Annotated in this window: 16 protein-coding genes; 12 read left to right on the top strand and 4 right to left on the bottom strand. The window is 44.6% G+C overall.

From position 1 onward, the window contains the following. Nucleotides 1-136: 136 nt before the first annotated feature. Nucleotides 137-592, bottom strand: a complete 456-nt coding sequence (locus tag ABFY09_RS10145; RefSeq protein ID WP_347984203.1) for an Lrp/AsnC family transcriptional regulator — start codon at nt 590-592, stop codon at nt 137-139. 153 nt (nt 593-745) lie between these two features. On the opposite strand from ABFY09_RS10145, the gene ABFY09_RS10140 reads away from it, so the two are divergent. Both ABFY09_RS10140 and ABFY09_RS10135 read left to right on the top strand, forming a co-directional pair. Beyond that, the gene (locus tag ABFY09_RS10140; RefSeq protein ID WP_347984202.1) at nt 746-1699 is read left to right on the top strand and encodes a DMT family transporter; all 954 of its coding nucleotides are present in this window, start codon (nt 746-748) and stop codon (nt 1697-1699) included. Nucleotides 1700-1735: 36 nt separating this feature from the next. Beyond that, nucleotides 1736-2917, top strand: a complete 1182-nt coding sequence (locus ABFY09_RS10135; protein ID WP_347984201.1) for an amino acid aminotransferase — start codon at nt 1736-1738, stop codon at nt 2915-2917. Between the two features lie 212 nt (nt 2918-3129). Here ABFY09_RS10135 and ettA read toward each other — a convergent pair whose 3' ends face one another. Then, nucleotides 3130-4791 (bottom strand): energy-dependent translational throttle protein EttA, encoded by a 1662-nt coding sequence (gene ettA, locus ABFY09_RS10130; RefSeq protein WP_347984200.1) that lies wholly within the window; start codon nt 4789-4791, stop codon nt 3130-3132. A 56-nt stretch (nt 4792-4847) separates the two neighbouring features. Continuing rightward, complete coding sequence (locus ABFY09_RS10125) at nt 4848-5753, bottom strand: DMT family transporter (protein WP_347984199.1); 906 nt, start codon at nt 5751-5753, stop codon at nt 4848-4850. A 158-nt stretch (nt 5754-5911) separates the two neighbouring features. Here ABFY09_RS10125 and nrdR point away from each other — a divergent pair, with 158 nt between their 5' ends. The 3 genes from nrdR to nusB all read left to right on the top strand — a co-directional run bounded on the left by nrdR (nt 5912) and on the right by nusB (nt 8354). Beyond that, complete coding sequence (gene nrdR / locus ABFY09_RS10120) at nt 5912-6400, top strand: transcriptional regulator NrdR (protein WP_347984235.1); 489 nt, start codon at nt 5912-5914, stop codon at nt 6398-6400. Then, nucleotides 6397-7548: a bifunctional diaminohydroxyphosphoribosylaminopyrimidine deaminase/5-amino-6-(5-phosphoribosylamino)uracil reductase RibD gene (ribD, locus tag ABFY09_RS10115; protein ID WP_347984198.1), complete on the top strand. Its 1152-nt coding sequence runs from the start codon at nt 6397-6399 to the stop codon at nt 7546-7548. Before nrdR ends, ribD begins: the two co-directional genes overlap by 4 nt. A 299-nt stretch (nt 7549-7847) precedes the next feature. Next, a complete protein-coding gene (nusB, locus tag ABFY09_RS10110) occupies nt 7848-8354 on the top strand; it encodes a transcription antitermination factor NusB (protein ID WP_347984197.1) in 507 nt (168 codons plus the stop codon). A 109-nt stretch (nt 8355-8463) separates the two neighbouring features. Here nusB and ABFY09_RS10105 read toward each other — a convergent pair whose 3' ends face one another. Further along, the gene (locus tag ABFY09_RS10105) at nt 8464-8628 is read right to left on the bottom strand and encodes a hypothetical protein (protein WP_347984196.1); all 165 of its coding nucleotides are present in this window, start codon (nt 8626-8628) and stop codon (nt 8464-8466) included. 11 nt (nt 8629-8639) lie between these two features. On the opposite strand from ABFY09_RS10105, the gene ABFY09_RS10100 reads away from it, so the two are divergent. The 7 genes from ABFY09_RS10100 (at nt 8640) to ABFY09_RS10070 (ending at nt 14321) form a co-directional block, all read left to right on the top strand. Then, complete coding sequence (locus tag ABFY09_RS10100) at nt 8640-9947, top strand: MFS transporter (protein ID WP_347984195.1); 1308 nt, start codon at nt 8640-8642, stop codon at nt 9945-9947. Between the two features lie 240 nt (nt 9948-10187). Next, nucleotides 10188-10577 carry a DUF5071 domain-containing protein gene (locus ABFY09_RS10095; RefSeq protein ID WP_347984194.1) on the top strand — a complete coding sequence of 130 codons (390 nt, stop codon included), beginning with the start codon at nt 10188-10190 and terminating at the stop codon, nt 10575-10577. A gap of 114 nt (nt 10578-10691) precedes the next feature. Continuing rightward, a complete protein-coding gene (locus tag ABFY09_RS10090) occupies nt 10692-10982 on the top strand; it encodes a DUF6172 family protein (RefSeq protein WP_347984193.1) in 291 nt (96 codons plus the stop codon). A gap of 41 nt (nt 10983-11023) precedes the next feature. After that, nucleotides 11024-11974 carry a thiamine-phosphate kinase gene (thiL, locus tag ABFY09_RS10085; protein WP_347984192.1) on the top strand — a complete coding sequence of 317 codons (951 nt, stop codon included), beginning with the start codon at nt 11024-11026 and terminating at the stop codon, nt 11972-11974. Nucleotides 11975-12054: 80 nt separating this feature from the next. Further along, a complete protein-coding gene (locus tag ABFY09_RS10080; protein WP_347984191.1) occupies nt 12055-12537 on the top strand; it encodes a phosphatidylglycerophosphatase A in 483 nt (160 codons plus the stop codon). A 276-nt stretch (nt 12538-12813) separates the two neighbouring features. Further along, nucleotides 12814-13317, top strand: a complete 504-nt coding sequence (locus tag ABFY09_RS10075; protein WP_347984190.1) for a MarR family transcriptional regulator — start codon at nt 12814-12816, stop codon at nt 13315-13317. 59 nt (nt 13318-13376) lie between these two features. After that, nucleotides 13377-14321, top strand: a complete 945-nt coding sequence (locus ABFY09_RS10070) for a tripartite tricarboxylate transporter substrate binding protein (protein ID WP_347984189.1) — start codon at nt 13377-13379, stop codon at nt 14319-14321. Nucleotides 14322-14327 lie beyond the last annotated feature (6 nt).

Raw genomic sequence — 14327 nt, 5'->3', positions numbered from 1 at the left:
ACAAAGTGCTGGATCAACAAGTGGGCAGTTTCAAAGTTTAGGTTATTCTATTCTTCGTAATACATAACAGCGTTTATCAATAAGGTAAGCGCTTTTTTGTCTATAACTTCTTCAAGCCGCTGTTCAGCTGCGAAAATCAGATAGGTAAAGGCGCGTCGGACTTTATCGCTCGAATGGCGAAGTTGCTGTGAATGTCTTTTACATGTGGCAAATTCTGAATAGTTTTAAGAATGCCTTCGTAATCCGTGAGGTCTTTTGCCACTATTTCCAATCGATAGTCTGCATGGCCAGACACCAAATAAGCACTGATGACATTGGGTAAATTCATTACACTTTTTTCAAAATCGTCACTGGCTTCGCTGGTGTGATTATTTAAGCCCACCTCGATAAAAACAGTCATGGATAAACCGACTTTTTTTCGCTCCAATGCTGCTCTGTAATGCTTAATAACGCCTGCATTTTCCAATTGCTTTACACGCCGTAAACAAGGAGAAGCAGATAAATGAATGTGTTCCGCAAGCTCAACATTACTCAAGCGTCCATCATTTTGTAGATGAGTCAGGATTTGGTTGTCGGTAGAGTCTATTTTCAAAATTAGCATACCTGTGAAATTTAAATCGAATTATTAATAGATTATGTCAAAAATGATGTTTTTAGAAGAGGTAATGGCAAGGACATGCTCATCGCTCAGTCCATATAATGAAGATACTGACTCATTGTTAATATGTATCTTATTAGGGCAATCATGATGGATATCACTCATTCAAAAAATACATCAGAAGCGCATTATCGGAATATCGCCACAGGTAAAACATTCCAGCTTGGTTTGTTAGCGGCTTTCATTACGGTATGTATTTGGGCTAGCTGGCTGGTGAGCGTCAAAATGGGCGTGCAGTCTGCTTTAACCAGTTTTGATCTCGCCTTAATGCGATACGGTTTGCCAGCTTTGGTGTTGCTGCCTTTCTTATATCAATCCCGTCGTCGTTTATTGGTGGTTCCTGCTTGGACCTTGTTAGGTATTGTTTTCGGAGCAGGGATTCCCTTTTTCTTTTTAAGCTCACAAGGTATGCATTATGCGCCAGTATCTCATGCGGGCTTGCTGCTTCCTGGAACCTTTCCTCTCTTTGTGACGGCGATTGCGTTTTTTGTTTTTAAAGAACCATTAAGTCGCCCTCGTTTCATTGGTTTATTGGCGATTATGTTTGGTGTATTGGCCTTGTTAATCATTTCTATGTGGTCGCTCAAAGAGGATGTTTGGAAAGGTGATTTACTCTTTTTAGGTGCCAGCTTTTTTTGGGCGGTGTACACCATAAGCTTGCGTGTTGCCGGTTTGCCTCCTTTGGCCGCAACAGGTTTATTGAGTGTTGTTTCGCTGGTGGCTTTATTTGTGATGTTCGTAACCGGAAGCGTGACATCGGGAATTGGCTTAGTAAGCACGGACGAATTGATTTGGCAGTTCGCCGTGCAAGCGATTCTGGTTGGTCTTTTCGCAGGGTTTAGTTATGGTTACTCCATCAATTTATTAGGGGCAGAACGAACTGCTGCAATGGGCGCATTAACGCCTGTGTTAGCCTCAATAATGGCGATCCCATTATTGCAAGAATCCATCGGATTGGCGGCGGCTTTAGGGTTATGTTTTGTTTGCATTGGTGTGGTACTAGCAAGTGGTATCGTGAAGTTGCCCCGCAAATCACATTAAGTCATTTTTGTTATTGAATTTTAAGGAAAATACATCATGTTTGAGAGTCTTACTCCCGCAGTAAAGGACCCAATTTTGTCTTTGTCCATCGCATGTCAGTTAGATACTCGTGCAAATAAACTGGACTTGGGCGTGGGTGTATATCGAAACGAGCAGGGCGTAACGCCTGTTTTAGAGACAGTCAAAACCGCTGAACAACGCTTACTCGATATGCAGGAAACAAAAGCTTATGTTGGTTTAGCTGGCTGCGAACGCTTCAACCGAGCCATGATGACCTTACTTATGGGAGACAATTCTAGTCGCTCTCGTGCTGTTGCAGTACAAACGCCTGGCGCAAGTGGCGCACTTCGTATGTTGGCCGATGTCATCGCCATGGCAAATCCATCGGCTAAAGTTTGGATGAGTGATTTAAGTTACGCAAACCATGCGCCAATTATGAAAACAGCAGGATTGGAAGTCGCCTATTTCCCTTACTTTGATCCTGAAATCAAATTGGTAAACGAGCCAGCCATGCTAGAAACCTTAGCGACACTCGGTAAAAACGACGTGGTGTTGTTGCATGGTTGCTGCCATAACCCAACAGGCGCAGATTTAAGCTATGCCGCATGGCAAAAAATTACGGACTTGGCTAATCAACAAGGCTTCTTGCCTTTCATCGATATGGCGTATCAAGGCTTTGGCGATGGAATGGAAGAAGACGCTTTGGGCTTCCGTTATTTGGCAGAGCGAGTACCTGCTTATCTTGTGGCGAGTTCATGCTCGAAAAACTTTGGCTTATACCGCGAGCGTACAGGGCTTGCCGTTGTTGTCGCGGATACATTAGCCAAAAGTGAAAGTATTAAAAGCCGCATTATGGAATGCGCGCGTAGCACTTACACCATGCCGCCAGATCACGGTGCCGCCATTGTTCGTATTATCTTGGAAGACGAAGCACTAAAAAATGCATGGTTAGCGGAAGTGACCGCCATGAGACAACGTATTCAAGGAGTTCGGTCTTCGTTAGCTGGTGCCATTAGACAGCAAACAGGCAACCAAGCTTTTGATTTTATTGAACAACATAAAGGTATGTTCTCTGTTCTTGGAACCAATGCAGAACAAATCTCACGTTTGAAAGAAGAGTTCGGTATTTACCTCGTTGACGGAGGTCGAATGAACATCGCAGGGCTAGGAGAAAAAGACGTACCTTACTTAGCGGAAAGCCTAGCGAAAGTGGTGTAACGGGGATATAGATAAAAAGTAAAACACAGGACGTTGAGAGTATTGTTGAAATACTACCCAAGGAGGTCATACTTTGATTTATAAAAAAAGAGTTTTGTTCTCTGATTAAAAAGGCACAGATCTTGTACAAGTATGTGATGATATTTCAATACAAAAAGAACCGCTTCCATTTCTGAAAGCGGTTTTTTTGTATTTAAGTCTTAACTTAACAATTACGCATCAATACGCTTGTACTTAATACGTGTTGGTGTGGCTTCGTTACCGGTACGTTGTTTATAGTCGGCTTCGTATTCTGCGTAGTTGCCTTCGAAGAATACCGCTTTTGAATCGCCTTCGTAGGCTAAGATATGAGTTGCGATACGGTCTAGGAACCAACGGTCATGGGAAATAACAATCGCTGCGCCTGGGAAGGCCAGTAACGCGTCTTCCAGTGAGCGTAAAGTTTCTACGTCAAGGTCGTTGGTCGGCTCATCCAGTAGCAATACGTTGCCGCCTTCTTTAAGCAGTTTCGCAAGGTGCAAACGGTTACGCTCACCACCAGACAAATGCTTAACGAATTTTTGTTGATCCGAGCCTTTGAAATTAAAGCGACCGATGTAAGCACGAGAAGGCACTTTGTAGTTGTGGACTGTGATGATGTCTTGGCCGTCGGAGATTTCTTCGAAAACCGTTTTCTCGCCATCCAATTCACGCATTTGATCTACATAAGCCAGTTGCACCGTTTCACCGATGGTCACTGTGCCTGTGTCTGGCTTCTCGATGCCAGCGATCATTTTGAACAAGGTCGATTTACCTGCGCCGTTACCACCGACAACACCCACAATTGCGCCTTGAGGCACAACCATGTTGAAGTCTTCTAGAAGCATTTTGTGCTCGAAGCTTTTACTTACGCCTTCGATTTCGATGACTTTCGCGCCAAGACGAGGTCCTGGTGGAATGTACAATTCATTGGTTTCGTTACGGTCTTGGAATTCTTGAGAGTTCATCTCTTCGAATCGAGCCAAACGCGCTTTCGATTTAGATTGACGACCTTTGGCGTTTTGACGAACCCACTCAAGCTCAGACTTGATGGCTTTTTGATGAGACGCTTGTTGCTTCGCCTCATTTGCCAATCGCGCATCTTTTTGTTCCAACCATGAAGAATAGTTACCTTCGTATGGAATACCGTGTCCGCGGTCTAATTCAAGAATCCAGCCTGCTGCGTTATCAAGGAAGTAACGGTCGTGGGTAATCGCCACAACAGTACCCGGATAATCTTTCAAGAAGCGTTCTAACCACGCAACGGATTCCGCATCCAAATGGTTAGTCGGTTCGTCAAGAAGAATCATATCTGGCTTGTCTAGCAACAATCGGCACAAGGCCACACGACGACGTTCACCACCAGAAAGGTGTTCAACTTTCGCATCCCAATGAGGAAGGCGAAGGGCATCTGCCGCCACTTCTAATGCACGTTCTAGGTTGTGGCCTTCTTTCGCTTCGATCAAAGCTTCAAGCTGACCTTGCTCTTTTGCCAGTGCATCAAAGTCGGCATCGGGTTCAGCGTATTCTGCGTACACGGCATCCAAACGGGCCATGGCTTCGATAACGTCAGCAAAGGCTTCTTCGACAATGCCGCGAACGTTTTTCGTTGGATCAAGATGAGGCTCTTGTTCTAAATAGCCGATCTTAATGCCCGGCATTGGACGAGCTTCGCCATTATGTTCAGTATCAACCCCGGCCATAATACGTAAAAGTGTGGATTTACCAGAACCGTTAAGGCCCAAAACACCGATTTTTGCGCCAGGGAAGAAAGAAAGAGAAATGTCTTTAAGAATCTCACGCTTAGGAGGAACGACCTTCCCAACGCGGTTCATGCTGTATACAAACTGAGCCATAAAATGAGTCACTTATTGAATGATTTGAAAGTAAGGTAAGAATAACACAGCTGTTGCTAATGCAGAATAATCAGCGCGGCACCTGTGACCACTAAAATTGCGCCTAGCCAAGCACCAAACGCAGGGCGTTGACCTGTGGTAATCCACAATGCCGGCAAGATAAGAACAGGCACAACAGCAGAAAGCGTAGTGACAATGCCAACATTAGCGTTGCCGATTCCCCACACCAAAACGCTCATGCCAGTCACCATGCCAATGGTTGCCATTGCAATGGCGCCGAGAAAATCCGTCGCTTTTAACTGCCAAAGAGACAAAGCATTGGCAGGTTGTTTATGTCGATAAAATAACCCATAACCAAGGATGAGTGCGATAGCGCCTGTGCTAACGCGCAATGCAGACACCGCAATAGGATCTGCGCCATCTAATAAAGCAGGTTTGCTGAGCAATGCACCACTGGCTTGGCCAAGCGCACCGCCCAATGCCATTAGAATTCCGATACTTAATTTGCCTTTGGTTTGTTCCCAAGCATGGTTATTGCTCCGTTTGCCAAACAGTATGGCGATGATGACGCCAGTCATAACCAATCCACAGGCGAATAATTGATTCAATGATAAGTGTTCACCTAAGAACAGCCAGCTAAGTACAATTGACATAGGGGCATTGGTTGCAAAAAGAACGCCCGTCCGTCTGGGGCCAAGGCGATATACAGCACTGAATAACATGGTGTCGCCAAGAAAAATTCCCACGACGCCAGAGAGGACAATTATCTCTGAGTGTTGCCATAGTTGATCGCTAAATCGTTGCCCAACGAAACAAATAAGTAACAATATTAGGCTGGCGATAGAAATTCTTACCGTGTTGAAACGCATGCTCCCAAAACGCTCGATTAATCTGGGCGCCATGAGACTAGAAACAGTCCAACACAATGCGGCAACCAAGCCAGCTAATTCTGCAAACGGCATAATTCCTCTTTATTCCTTGCCAAGAAGAAGTGAAAAAGTACATTTTTTTGAAAAGTACGTTTGTAGCTATATGTTGGCGGGATTGATATGATTTGAGCCAGAAAATGATGGCCTTTATCAAGGCATTCTTACACCAAATTAGTGATATTGGAAGCGCCATGCGATGCCCTTTTTGTGGAACTCTAGATACTAAAGTTGTCGACTCCCGTTTGGTTTCGGAAGCCGCACAAGTACGCCGTCGCCGCACTTGTATTCAGTGTCACGAACGTTTCACCACGTTTGAAGTGGCTGAACTACAAATGCCAAAGCTGATCAAAAGCGATGGAAGCCGTGAAGCCTTTGATGAAGATAAGTTACGTAACGGCATCATCAAAGCGATAGAAAAACGCCCAGTGAGCAGTGAAGCTGTGGAAACAGCCATTACTCGAATTAAAGAAAAAATGCAGGCCACAGGTGAGCGAGAATTGCCTTCTCGTTGGACGGGCGAAGCGGTAATGGATGAATTACAGCAGCTTGATCAAGTGGCTTATGTTCGTTTCGCCTCGGTTTATCGAAGCTTTAAAGACATCAGTGAATTCCGTGAAGCGATTGATCGCCTAGAAAGTAATAGCGCGGAAGCATACGAATCTAAAGAAGAGAAAGAATGACAGTTTATAACCACGAATACTGGATGGCGAAGGCGATTCAACTGGCGAAAAAAGGCCTTTATACCACTCATCCAAACCCTCGTGTTGGGTGTGTTTTGGTGAATGGCGATCAGTCGATTGGTCAAGGCTTTCATCTCAAAACTGGCGAAGGTCACGCGGAAGTTAATGCATTGGCGGATGCGAAGAATAACGCATCAGACCAAATAACAGGCGCGACCGCTTACGTCACTTTAGAGCCATGCAGTCATCAAGGCAAAACACCGCCTTGCGCCGACGCTTTGATTAAAGCCGGTGTGAGTCGTGTGGTTTTTGGCATGCAAGACCCAAATCCTGAGGTATCAGGTCGTGGTTTAGAAAAATTGAAAAAAGCCGGTATTGAAGTCATTGGCCCTGTTTTAGAAGCGGAATGTGAAGCGATTAATCTTGGCTTTATCAAGCGCATGCGTGAAGGTCTACCTTATGTGCGAGTGAAGCTGGCGATGAGTTTGGACGGCCGCACAGCGATGGAATCTGGCGAAAGCCAATGGATTACTGGAAGCGATGCACGTCTTGATGTGCAGCGTTTACGTGCCCAGAGTGATGCCATTGTTACAGGGATTGGCTCTGTATTGACGGATAATCCAAGCATGACAGTTCGTATCGACAGTGATGATCAAGAAGTGGATCCGAAAACCGTACGCCAGCCTTTGCGGGTTGTGATGGACACGGCCTTGTCGATTGTTCCAGAGGCTAAGATTCTTTATCCAACGTCTCAAGCGTATATCTTTTCCATCGAAGAAGAAATCGAAGAAGAACATTTAGACGTGCTGAAGAAGAAAGGCGTGACTGTGCGCTTTTCCCCTCCTGGTGAAGACGGCCGTTTGGATCTGTTGGATGCGATGGAACAACTTGCTGATGCAGGCATTAATGAGGTTTTGCTTGAAACAGGCTCCGAACTCGCTGGTGGCTTTTTACAAGCAGGATTAGTGGATGAAATCGTTGTGTACATGGCACCTAAATTATTGGGTTCGAGTGCGCGTCCTTTGTTTCAACTGCCTTTAGAAACGATGGATGAAGCGGTGGAGTTAGAACTCAAATCTGTGCGTCAGGTTGGTCAAGATTTACGTTTGGTCTATCAGCCAACTTATTTGGAAGATGACGAGTTTTAAAGGTCGTTAAAGAAAGTAATTTTCTTGCGGCTGGTGGCGAACCACATTGCTTTGTAAGCCTTTTTCTCGCTTCTTGATCTTGAGAGTAAGAAAATGATGTTTTCTTTGTGATTTTTAGAGAAGTTTGCAGAGAAACGTAGAATAAAAATTGCTATAATCGCCGGCCAAGATGAAACCTATATTTGTGCTTTGAGCCATATTGGCTTGAGGCACTGTCTAGCAGACGAACATAAGCACTACAAAACAGACGAAAAGCGTTAGGCCACAAGGCCGTATAGTCTGGATAACTGAGGCAAAAAATGAGCGAAGTGGAAACAACAAACGACCAAACTCCAGCACCGAAAAAGAAGGCCAAAAAACCTTCGCGCTCGCAAATGCGCAGTGCTTCTCGTCGTTTGGCATTACAAGCGGTTTACCAATGGCAGATGAACCAATCTTCCGTGAGTGAGATTGAAACCCAATTCGTGATGGATCAAGACATGGCGTCTTGTGATAAATCTTACTTCCGTGAGCTTCTGCAAGGTGTGACTGCCAGCGCAAAAAAGCTAGACGGATTGTTTGAAGAGTTACTTGATCGTCCATTGAGTGAACTTGATCCAATTGAATTGGCAGTGATGCGCATTGGCGCATTTGAATTGTCAGAACGTCTAGACGTACCATACCGCGTTGCTATCAACGAAAGTGTTGAATTGGCGAAAGGTTTTGGTGCGACAGAAAGTCATAAATACGTTAATGGTATTTTAGACAAGTTAGCACAACGCGTTCGTCGTGAAGAAATTGCAGCACGTCGAGAAGCGAATAAGTAATCCATCGAGTTTGATGTAAAGATTACCAGCAAGTTTAAAAAGCCCCGTTATTAGAAATAATAACGGGGCTTTTTTATATCTGATTGTTTGCAAAAAAGAGTGTGTAGCTTTAGATAAATTGATGACGTTCGTAGTCAATATTATGACGGTCTTGGTTGACCTTATAAGGAGGAATAAGCATAGCGTAGTAGCAAGTGAAACCACCTAACTTAGGGCGTTTATATTGCTCGGTTTCTCTTAGAGCAATTGAACATCTAGCGGTAAAGTAAAGCATGAGGGTGGTTCATGATTCAGGTACTTTCGACAGTTTGGGCTTTATTGCTTGGGATTGTTCTTCTTATGCTAGGCAATGGCATGCATTTCACCTTGATTGGTTTGCGTGGTGGCATCGAAGGCTTTTCTGCCGCGTCGTTGGCGGTTATCGCGTCGGGTTATTACATTGGTTTTTTGTCTGGAGCGCGTTTTACGCCGCGTTTGATTCGCAGAGTAGGCCATGTTCGAGTGTTCGCAGCATTGGGCAGCTTCATGTCGGCTGGGCTTATTTCTTTTCCATTACTGACTGATATTTGGGCATGGGCGATTATTCGAATGCTGGTGGGTTTTTGCATGGCGGGCATTTATGTCGTTGCAGAAAGCTGGCTGAATGACGCCGCGACAAATGAGACACGCGGAAAAGTGTTGTCCGCTTATATGATCGCACAAACGCTTGGCATTATTGGCGCACAAGGTTTACTCACCTTGGGCGATGCAGCGACTTCTGTGCTATTCATTTGTGCGTCTATTTTGGTGTCTATTTCTTTTGCGCCGATCTTATTGTCGGTCGCCTTGGTGCCAGCAGTCGAAGTATCCAAACCCATGCCATTAAAGCGTTTGTTTAAAGGTTCGCCGTTGGGCACCGTGGGAATCTTTTTATTAGGTGGAATTTATGCCGCGCAATCGGGAATGGGCGCGGTGTTCGGTAGTCAAATTGGATTAACGCCTAATACCATTGCTTTGTTTGTTGCGATGCTGTTTGCAGGCGCTTTGTTTATGCAATATCCAATTGGTTGGATTTCGGATCGAATGGATCGGCGTCAGCTGATTTTTGGGGCGTCTTGTATTGGTGGCACTTCTTGCTTCTTTGGTTTGTTCACGGGCAATGAGCTTTGGCCCTTGATGGCCGCTGCATTTATTTCTGGCGGAATGACCGCGCCTTTATACGCTTTGTTTTTAGCGTACACAAACGATTCCCTTGAAGCCGACGAAATGCCAGCGGCATCGGGCGGACTTGTATTTACTTTTGGTTTGGGTGCAATCATCGGGCCGCTCTTAATCGGTTGGGCCATGCAAGTGTTAGGACCTTCTGCGTTTTGGTTGGTGATTGGTGTCACTTTTTCAGGTATCGCGGTTTATGCTTTGCGTTGCATGACTCAACAAGGCGATATTGTGCCTGTGGAAGAAACAGACAGTTATTTAGGCGTTTTGCCAACAGCGTCACTGGTTACCGTTGAAGCAGCGACAGAATGGGCTGTAGAACATGCAGAAGCGGAACGCGAGGCTGAGAGCGAGCAGGATGAACAAGCAAGTCGAGATGCGTCAGAAGAATTGAAGTAAATGTAATCGCTTCATAAAAATGAAGACGGTTTTAGTGGATTATTTCTTCTGTTATTTCATTTTTCGACTTTTCTTGCTTCACATCATCATCCTGATTATGAAAAATACAAAGATGAGCGTACATTTCTAAGTGATGACCTAGTTGATGGAAATTTGAATTGGGACGATTACACAATGATTTTCCCAATACACGATTTATACAAAGGAGCAATCGAATAGGTTTGCTCAATAGGTAATACGATGAAACTTGTGCCGACAGAAAAATCAGATAACAAGGCTTGTGAAAACCTAGCGAAAGCCTCGGACGAAGAGGTAATTCCACACATTGCAGAGCTATTAGAATGTCTGCAAGACTTGAATTGGCCAATCGCTGGGCCAGTCTCTGACCGTTTATCGACATTGGGAATGGAACTCGTTGAACCGGTTTTGACCATTCTGAAAGGCGATGATGAAATGTGGAAGTATTGGATTGTTTCGCACCTTTTGTACTTAGTCAGAAACGACGTGTTTTGCGCCTTGAGCTTCAAACTGAACAGCATGAAATTACACCCAACTGACAATGAGGTCGATGAAGAAGTTCATAGCGCAACATGTGAATTGCTCATAACACGACACGCAGTGTCATTCTGACCATATAAAGATCTTCGCGAATGTCGCTTATTCTGGCTGCATTCGAGTTAACTCGCTATCATGTGGGTCATTGAAGCGGCTGTTTCCGCTTTTTCTAATACTTACAGGATTCCAATGAAAAAAACCTTCTCACTGTCTCACCCGAAATTGTCTTATCAGCGTGTGATTGAAAACGCCAAAAATGAAGTGAAAAAATACATCAAAGCGGAAAAAGCGCATACGCTTCCAGAAGGGGCGGATTTCTGGGGATTCGACTGTAAATTTGGTCAAACGCCCAAAGACGCGATTCGTATTCACGAAGGCGATATCAACGCAAACATTAGTTCTGCTGAAAGTCAGCATTGGAAATCGTTTTACCTTGAAGTTGTGCCAGTGGCTAAAACACGAGCGAAACGTTCAGAATAAGGTTAGATTAGGTTCTAATGATTTGAATAGAAGGATTCCTTGTGAAAGAGTTCGAGCTAATACAAAACATCTTTCAAGCTTCTGTCATGGCAAACGTCCAGCAGCGCGACGATATCTTGCAAGGTATTGGTGACGATTGTGCTCAGGTGGAAATACCACAAGGGCAGAGCCTTGTGTTTTCAATGGACACCTTGGTGGAAGGCCGTCATTTCCCACTTGATGCAGACCCTGTAGACATTGGTTATCGCGCAGTAGCTACTTGCGTGAGTGATTTGGCCGCCATGGGAGCGAAACCTGCTTTTTTCACCTTGGCGTTAACCCTTCCAGAATCCGATCCTCAATGGTTGGCTGCATTAGCACAAGGCATGGCAGAAATGGCCGAGCCGATTGGTTTGTCTTTGGTCGGTGGTGACACAACAAAAGGTCCGCTGACCATTACACTCCAAGTCCATGGTTATGTGGAATCAGAGAGGGCTGTTTTACGATCTGGCGCAAAAATTGGCGATGACATCTACGTGACAGGCTTACTCGGAAATGCAGCAGCAGCCGTACCGATTGTTACAGGTGAGTTGCAAGTATCGAGTGAACGATTCGATTATTTTTATGAACATTATTGGCGCCCTCAACCTAGATTAATTGCTGGCATGGCGCTAAAACGGGTTGTCCACGCCATGATGGATATTTCAGATGGCCTTGCTCAGGATATTCAACATATATTGAAAGCGTCGGGCGTTGGCGCGAACCTAGACGCGCACTCTTTACCCATTTCAGCTGAACTAATGAAATGGCAGCCAGAAGCGGCAACGACATTGGCCTTAACGGGCGGCGACGACTACGAGTTATGTTTTACCGCACCAAAAGCACAAGCTGCTGAAATTGCTCTTATTACTCAAACACTAAGCTTGCCTTGCTGCAAAGTGGGCGAAATCGTAGAAAAAGGTTTGTCCATTAAAGGTTACGATGGCGAGCTCACAGGTTGGCAACACTTTTAAAAACGTATTTTGATTTATAAAAACGCATTTTGATGATTGTAAGAGTGCGTTCTGACACAGAAATAAGGAATCTAAACTTCATGGCAAACTCTGCCCCAGCGTCCGTATGGCGCAACCCAATACACTTTCTTGCTTTCGGCCTTGGTTCTGGCGCGGCACCAAAAGCGCCGGGCACGTTTGGCACCTTAGCGGCAGTGCCTATTTATTTATGGCTTTTGGAAGGCTTAACCAACACCGAATACTTCGTCATGCTGGTTTTGACTTCGCTGGTAGGCTTTTACCTTTGTGGTAAAACGTCGAAAGACTTAGGTGTTCATGACCATTCAGGCATTGTTTGGGATGAATTCGTTGGCTACTGGATAACCATGTGGCTCGCGCCAGCAGGTTGGGAATACATTGTTTTAGGTTTCGTCTTATTCCGCCTATTCGACATACTCAAACCTTGGCCCATCTCTTGGATCGACAAAAACGTCCACGGCGGCTTCGGTATCATGGTCGACGACATCTTAGCAGGCGTCATGTCGTTCGTTGTTCTACAAGCCTTGGCGCACTTCGTTTTCTAAGTTTCTGCTTTTGCAAAGAGCACTACCACTCTATTTCACATAATGCCTGATGATTCCTTTTGATCATCGGGCATTTTTATTCTTTTCAGTACTGTTTTAAAACAGTGCATTGACCTTTTTTCCTTGCATTAATATCTATCACTTTTAACAAAAGATACCGTTCAGACTCTCATGTTTTTTTCTAACTTTATGTTTTTAATGAGGATTATTTAGTTGGCATGATTTTGGTATGTATGACTAGACATTATATGTTTAGACATACATTTAAAGGTGATCATGATGAATAAGCCCACTCAACAGATATTGGACGATTTGCCATCTATTGGTGGAGGCTATACGCCAGGTACGAGCCTAGTGACACACATTTCCTATAAATTATCGAGCCTCTTGCTGCTTGAGCTTGAGAGTCTGATTAAAAATAACTCAAGCCTAAATTTGGCCAGTTGGCGTGCGCTACGAGGCTTATCCACGATTGAAAGCTCTTCTCAAAAAGAATTGGTCCAATTTGCCAATGTAGACCAAGGGCAGATGAGTCGTGCCCTGACAGATTTAGAAAAAAAGGGCTTTGTTATTTCACAACGATCAAAAGAAGACAAACGCAGTTGGCGATTCTCTATTACAGAGGAAGGGCAACTTTATCACACGCAATTGAGCCCTATCGTCGATAGTTTCCATCAAGAACTCACCAATTCGCTGACAGCGTCAGAGCTTGAAACTTATGTTCAACTGAGCGCCAAGGTGGCGGCAATCGTAGTGAACAAACGACCAGAAAACTCATAACAACAATGGCGGCACAAATTTGTGCTTATTACCCATTTTAATAAGGAAAGGAACGCAAAATGAATATCACTAATTTTATGAAAAATATGGTACTGGCGACATCGCTTGTGCTTTCTACTGCGACAATAGCGAGTGACTGGAAGCCATCTGGCCCAATTCGATTTGATATCGGTGTTGGCGCAGGCGGTGAAACGGATGCCATTGGCCGTACTTTTGCCAAAGTACTGGAAGAGCAAACAGGTTGGAAGGTAATTACTCAGAATAAGCCGGGCGGTGCAGGCATTGCCATGCTGTCATCCATGTTAAACAAACGACCAGATGGTAAAAGCATTGGTTTGGCGGTCAATATGCCAGTGTTAGTTAACCTAGTATTACGAGGCGACACATTACCGTTTAATTTGGATGATTTTGACTATCTAGGCACGATTGCTTCAGGCGTGTTGGCCGTTGTTGCTGTTGCGGACGCACCATTTAATACGATTGAAGAAATGGCTGCTTACTCAAAAGAAAACGGTGGTGTAGCCATTGTCACGGACGCGAAGCCTCAAGAACTCATCATGAAAGGCATTGCTGAGAAAACCGATGCTGACTTTAATATATTGGTTACCAAAAGTTCTGCAGAACAATTGCAATTTCTATTAGGCGGTAAGGCCGCTGTTGGTCTGCTATCAGGTAAGCACATTCCTTATCTTAAAACAGGTCAGCTAAAAATGTTGGCGAGCGCAAACTCTCAACGTCACAGCTACGCGCCTGAAACGCCAACGCTCATTGAGCAAGGCTTTAATCTTTTTGTTGATCCTGCTTTTTACTTTATGGCGCCTAAAGGCTTAAAACCAGAAGCAAAAGAAGCGCTTGAGACGGCAATTAACAACGCAGTAAATTCTGAAGAAGTGCGAACCATTGTTCAAAATGTGTTGGCAACAGAAGCGAATAACCTTGGATCTCAAGGAACACGCAGCATGCTGGATAACGGTTTTGATGGTGTGCAAGTGTTGTTCAAATAACACATC

Source organism: Marinomonas sp. 5E14-1, from assembly GCF_039939215.1.
Classification (GTDB): domain Bacteria; phylum Pseudomonadota; class Gammaproteobacteria; order Pseudomonadales; family Marinomonadaceae; genus Marinomonas.
Note: the sequence above shows the minus strand (reverse complement) of the source record. Positions and strands in the feature narration are given on the sequence as shown.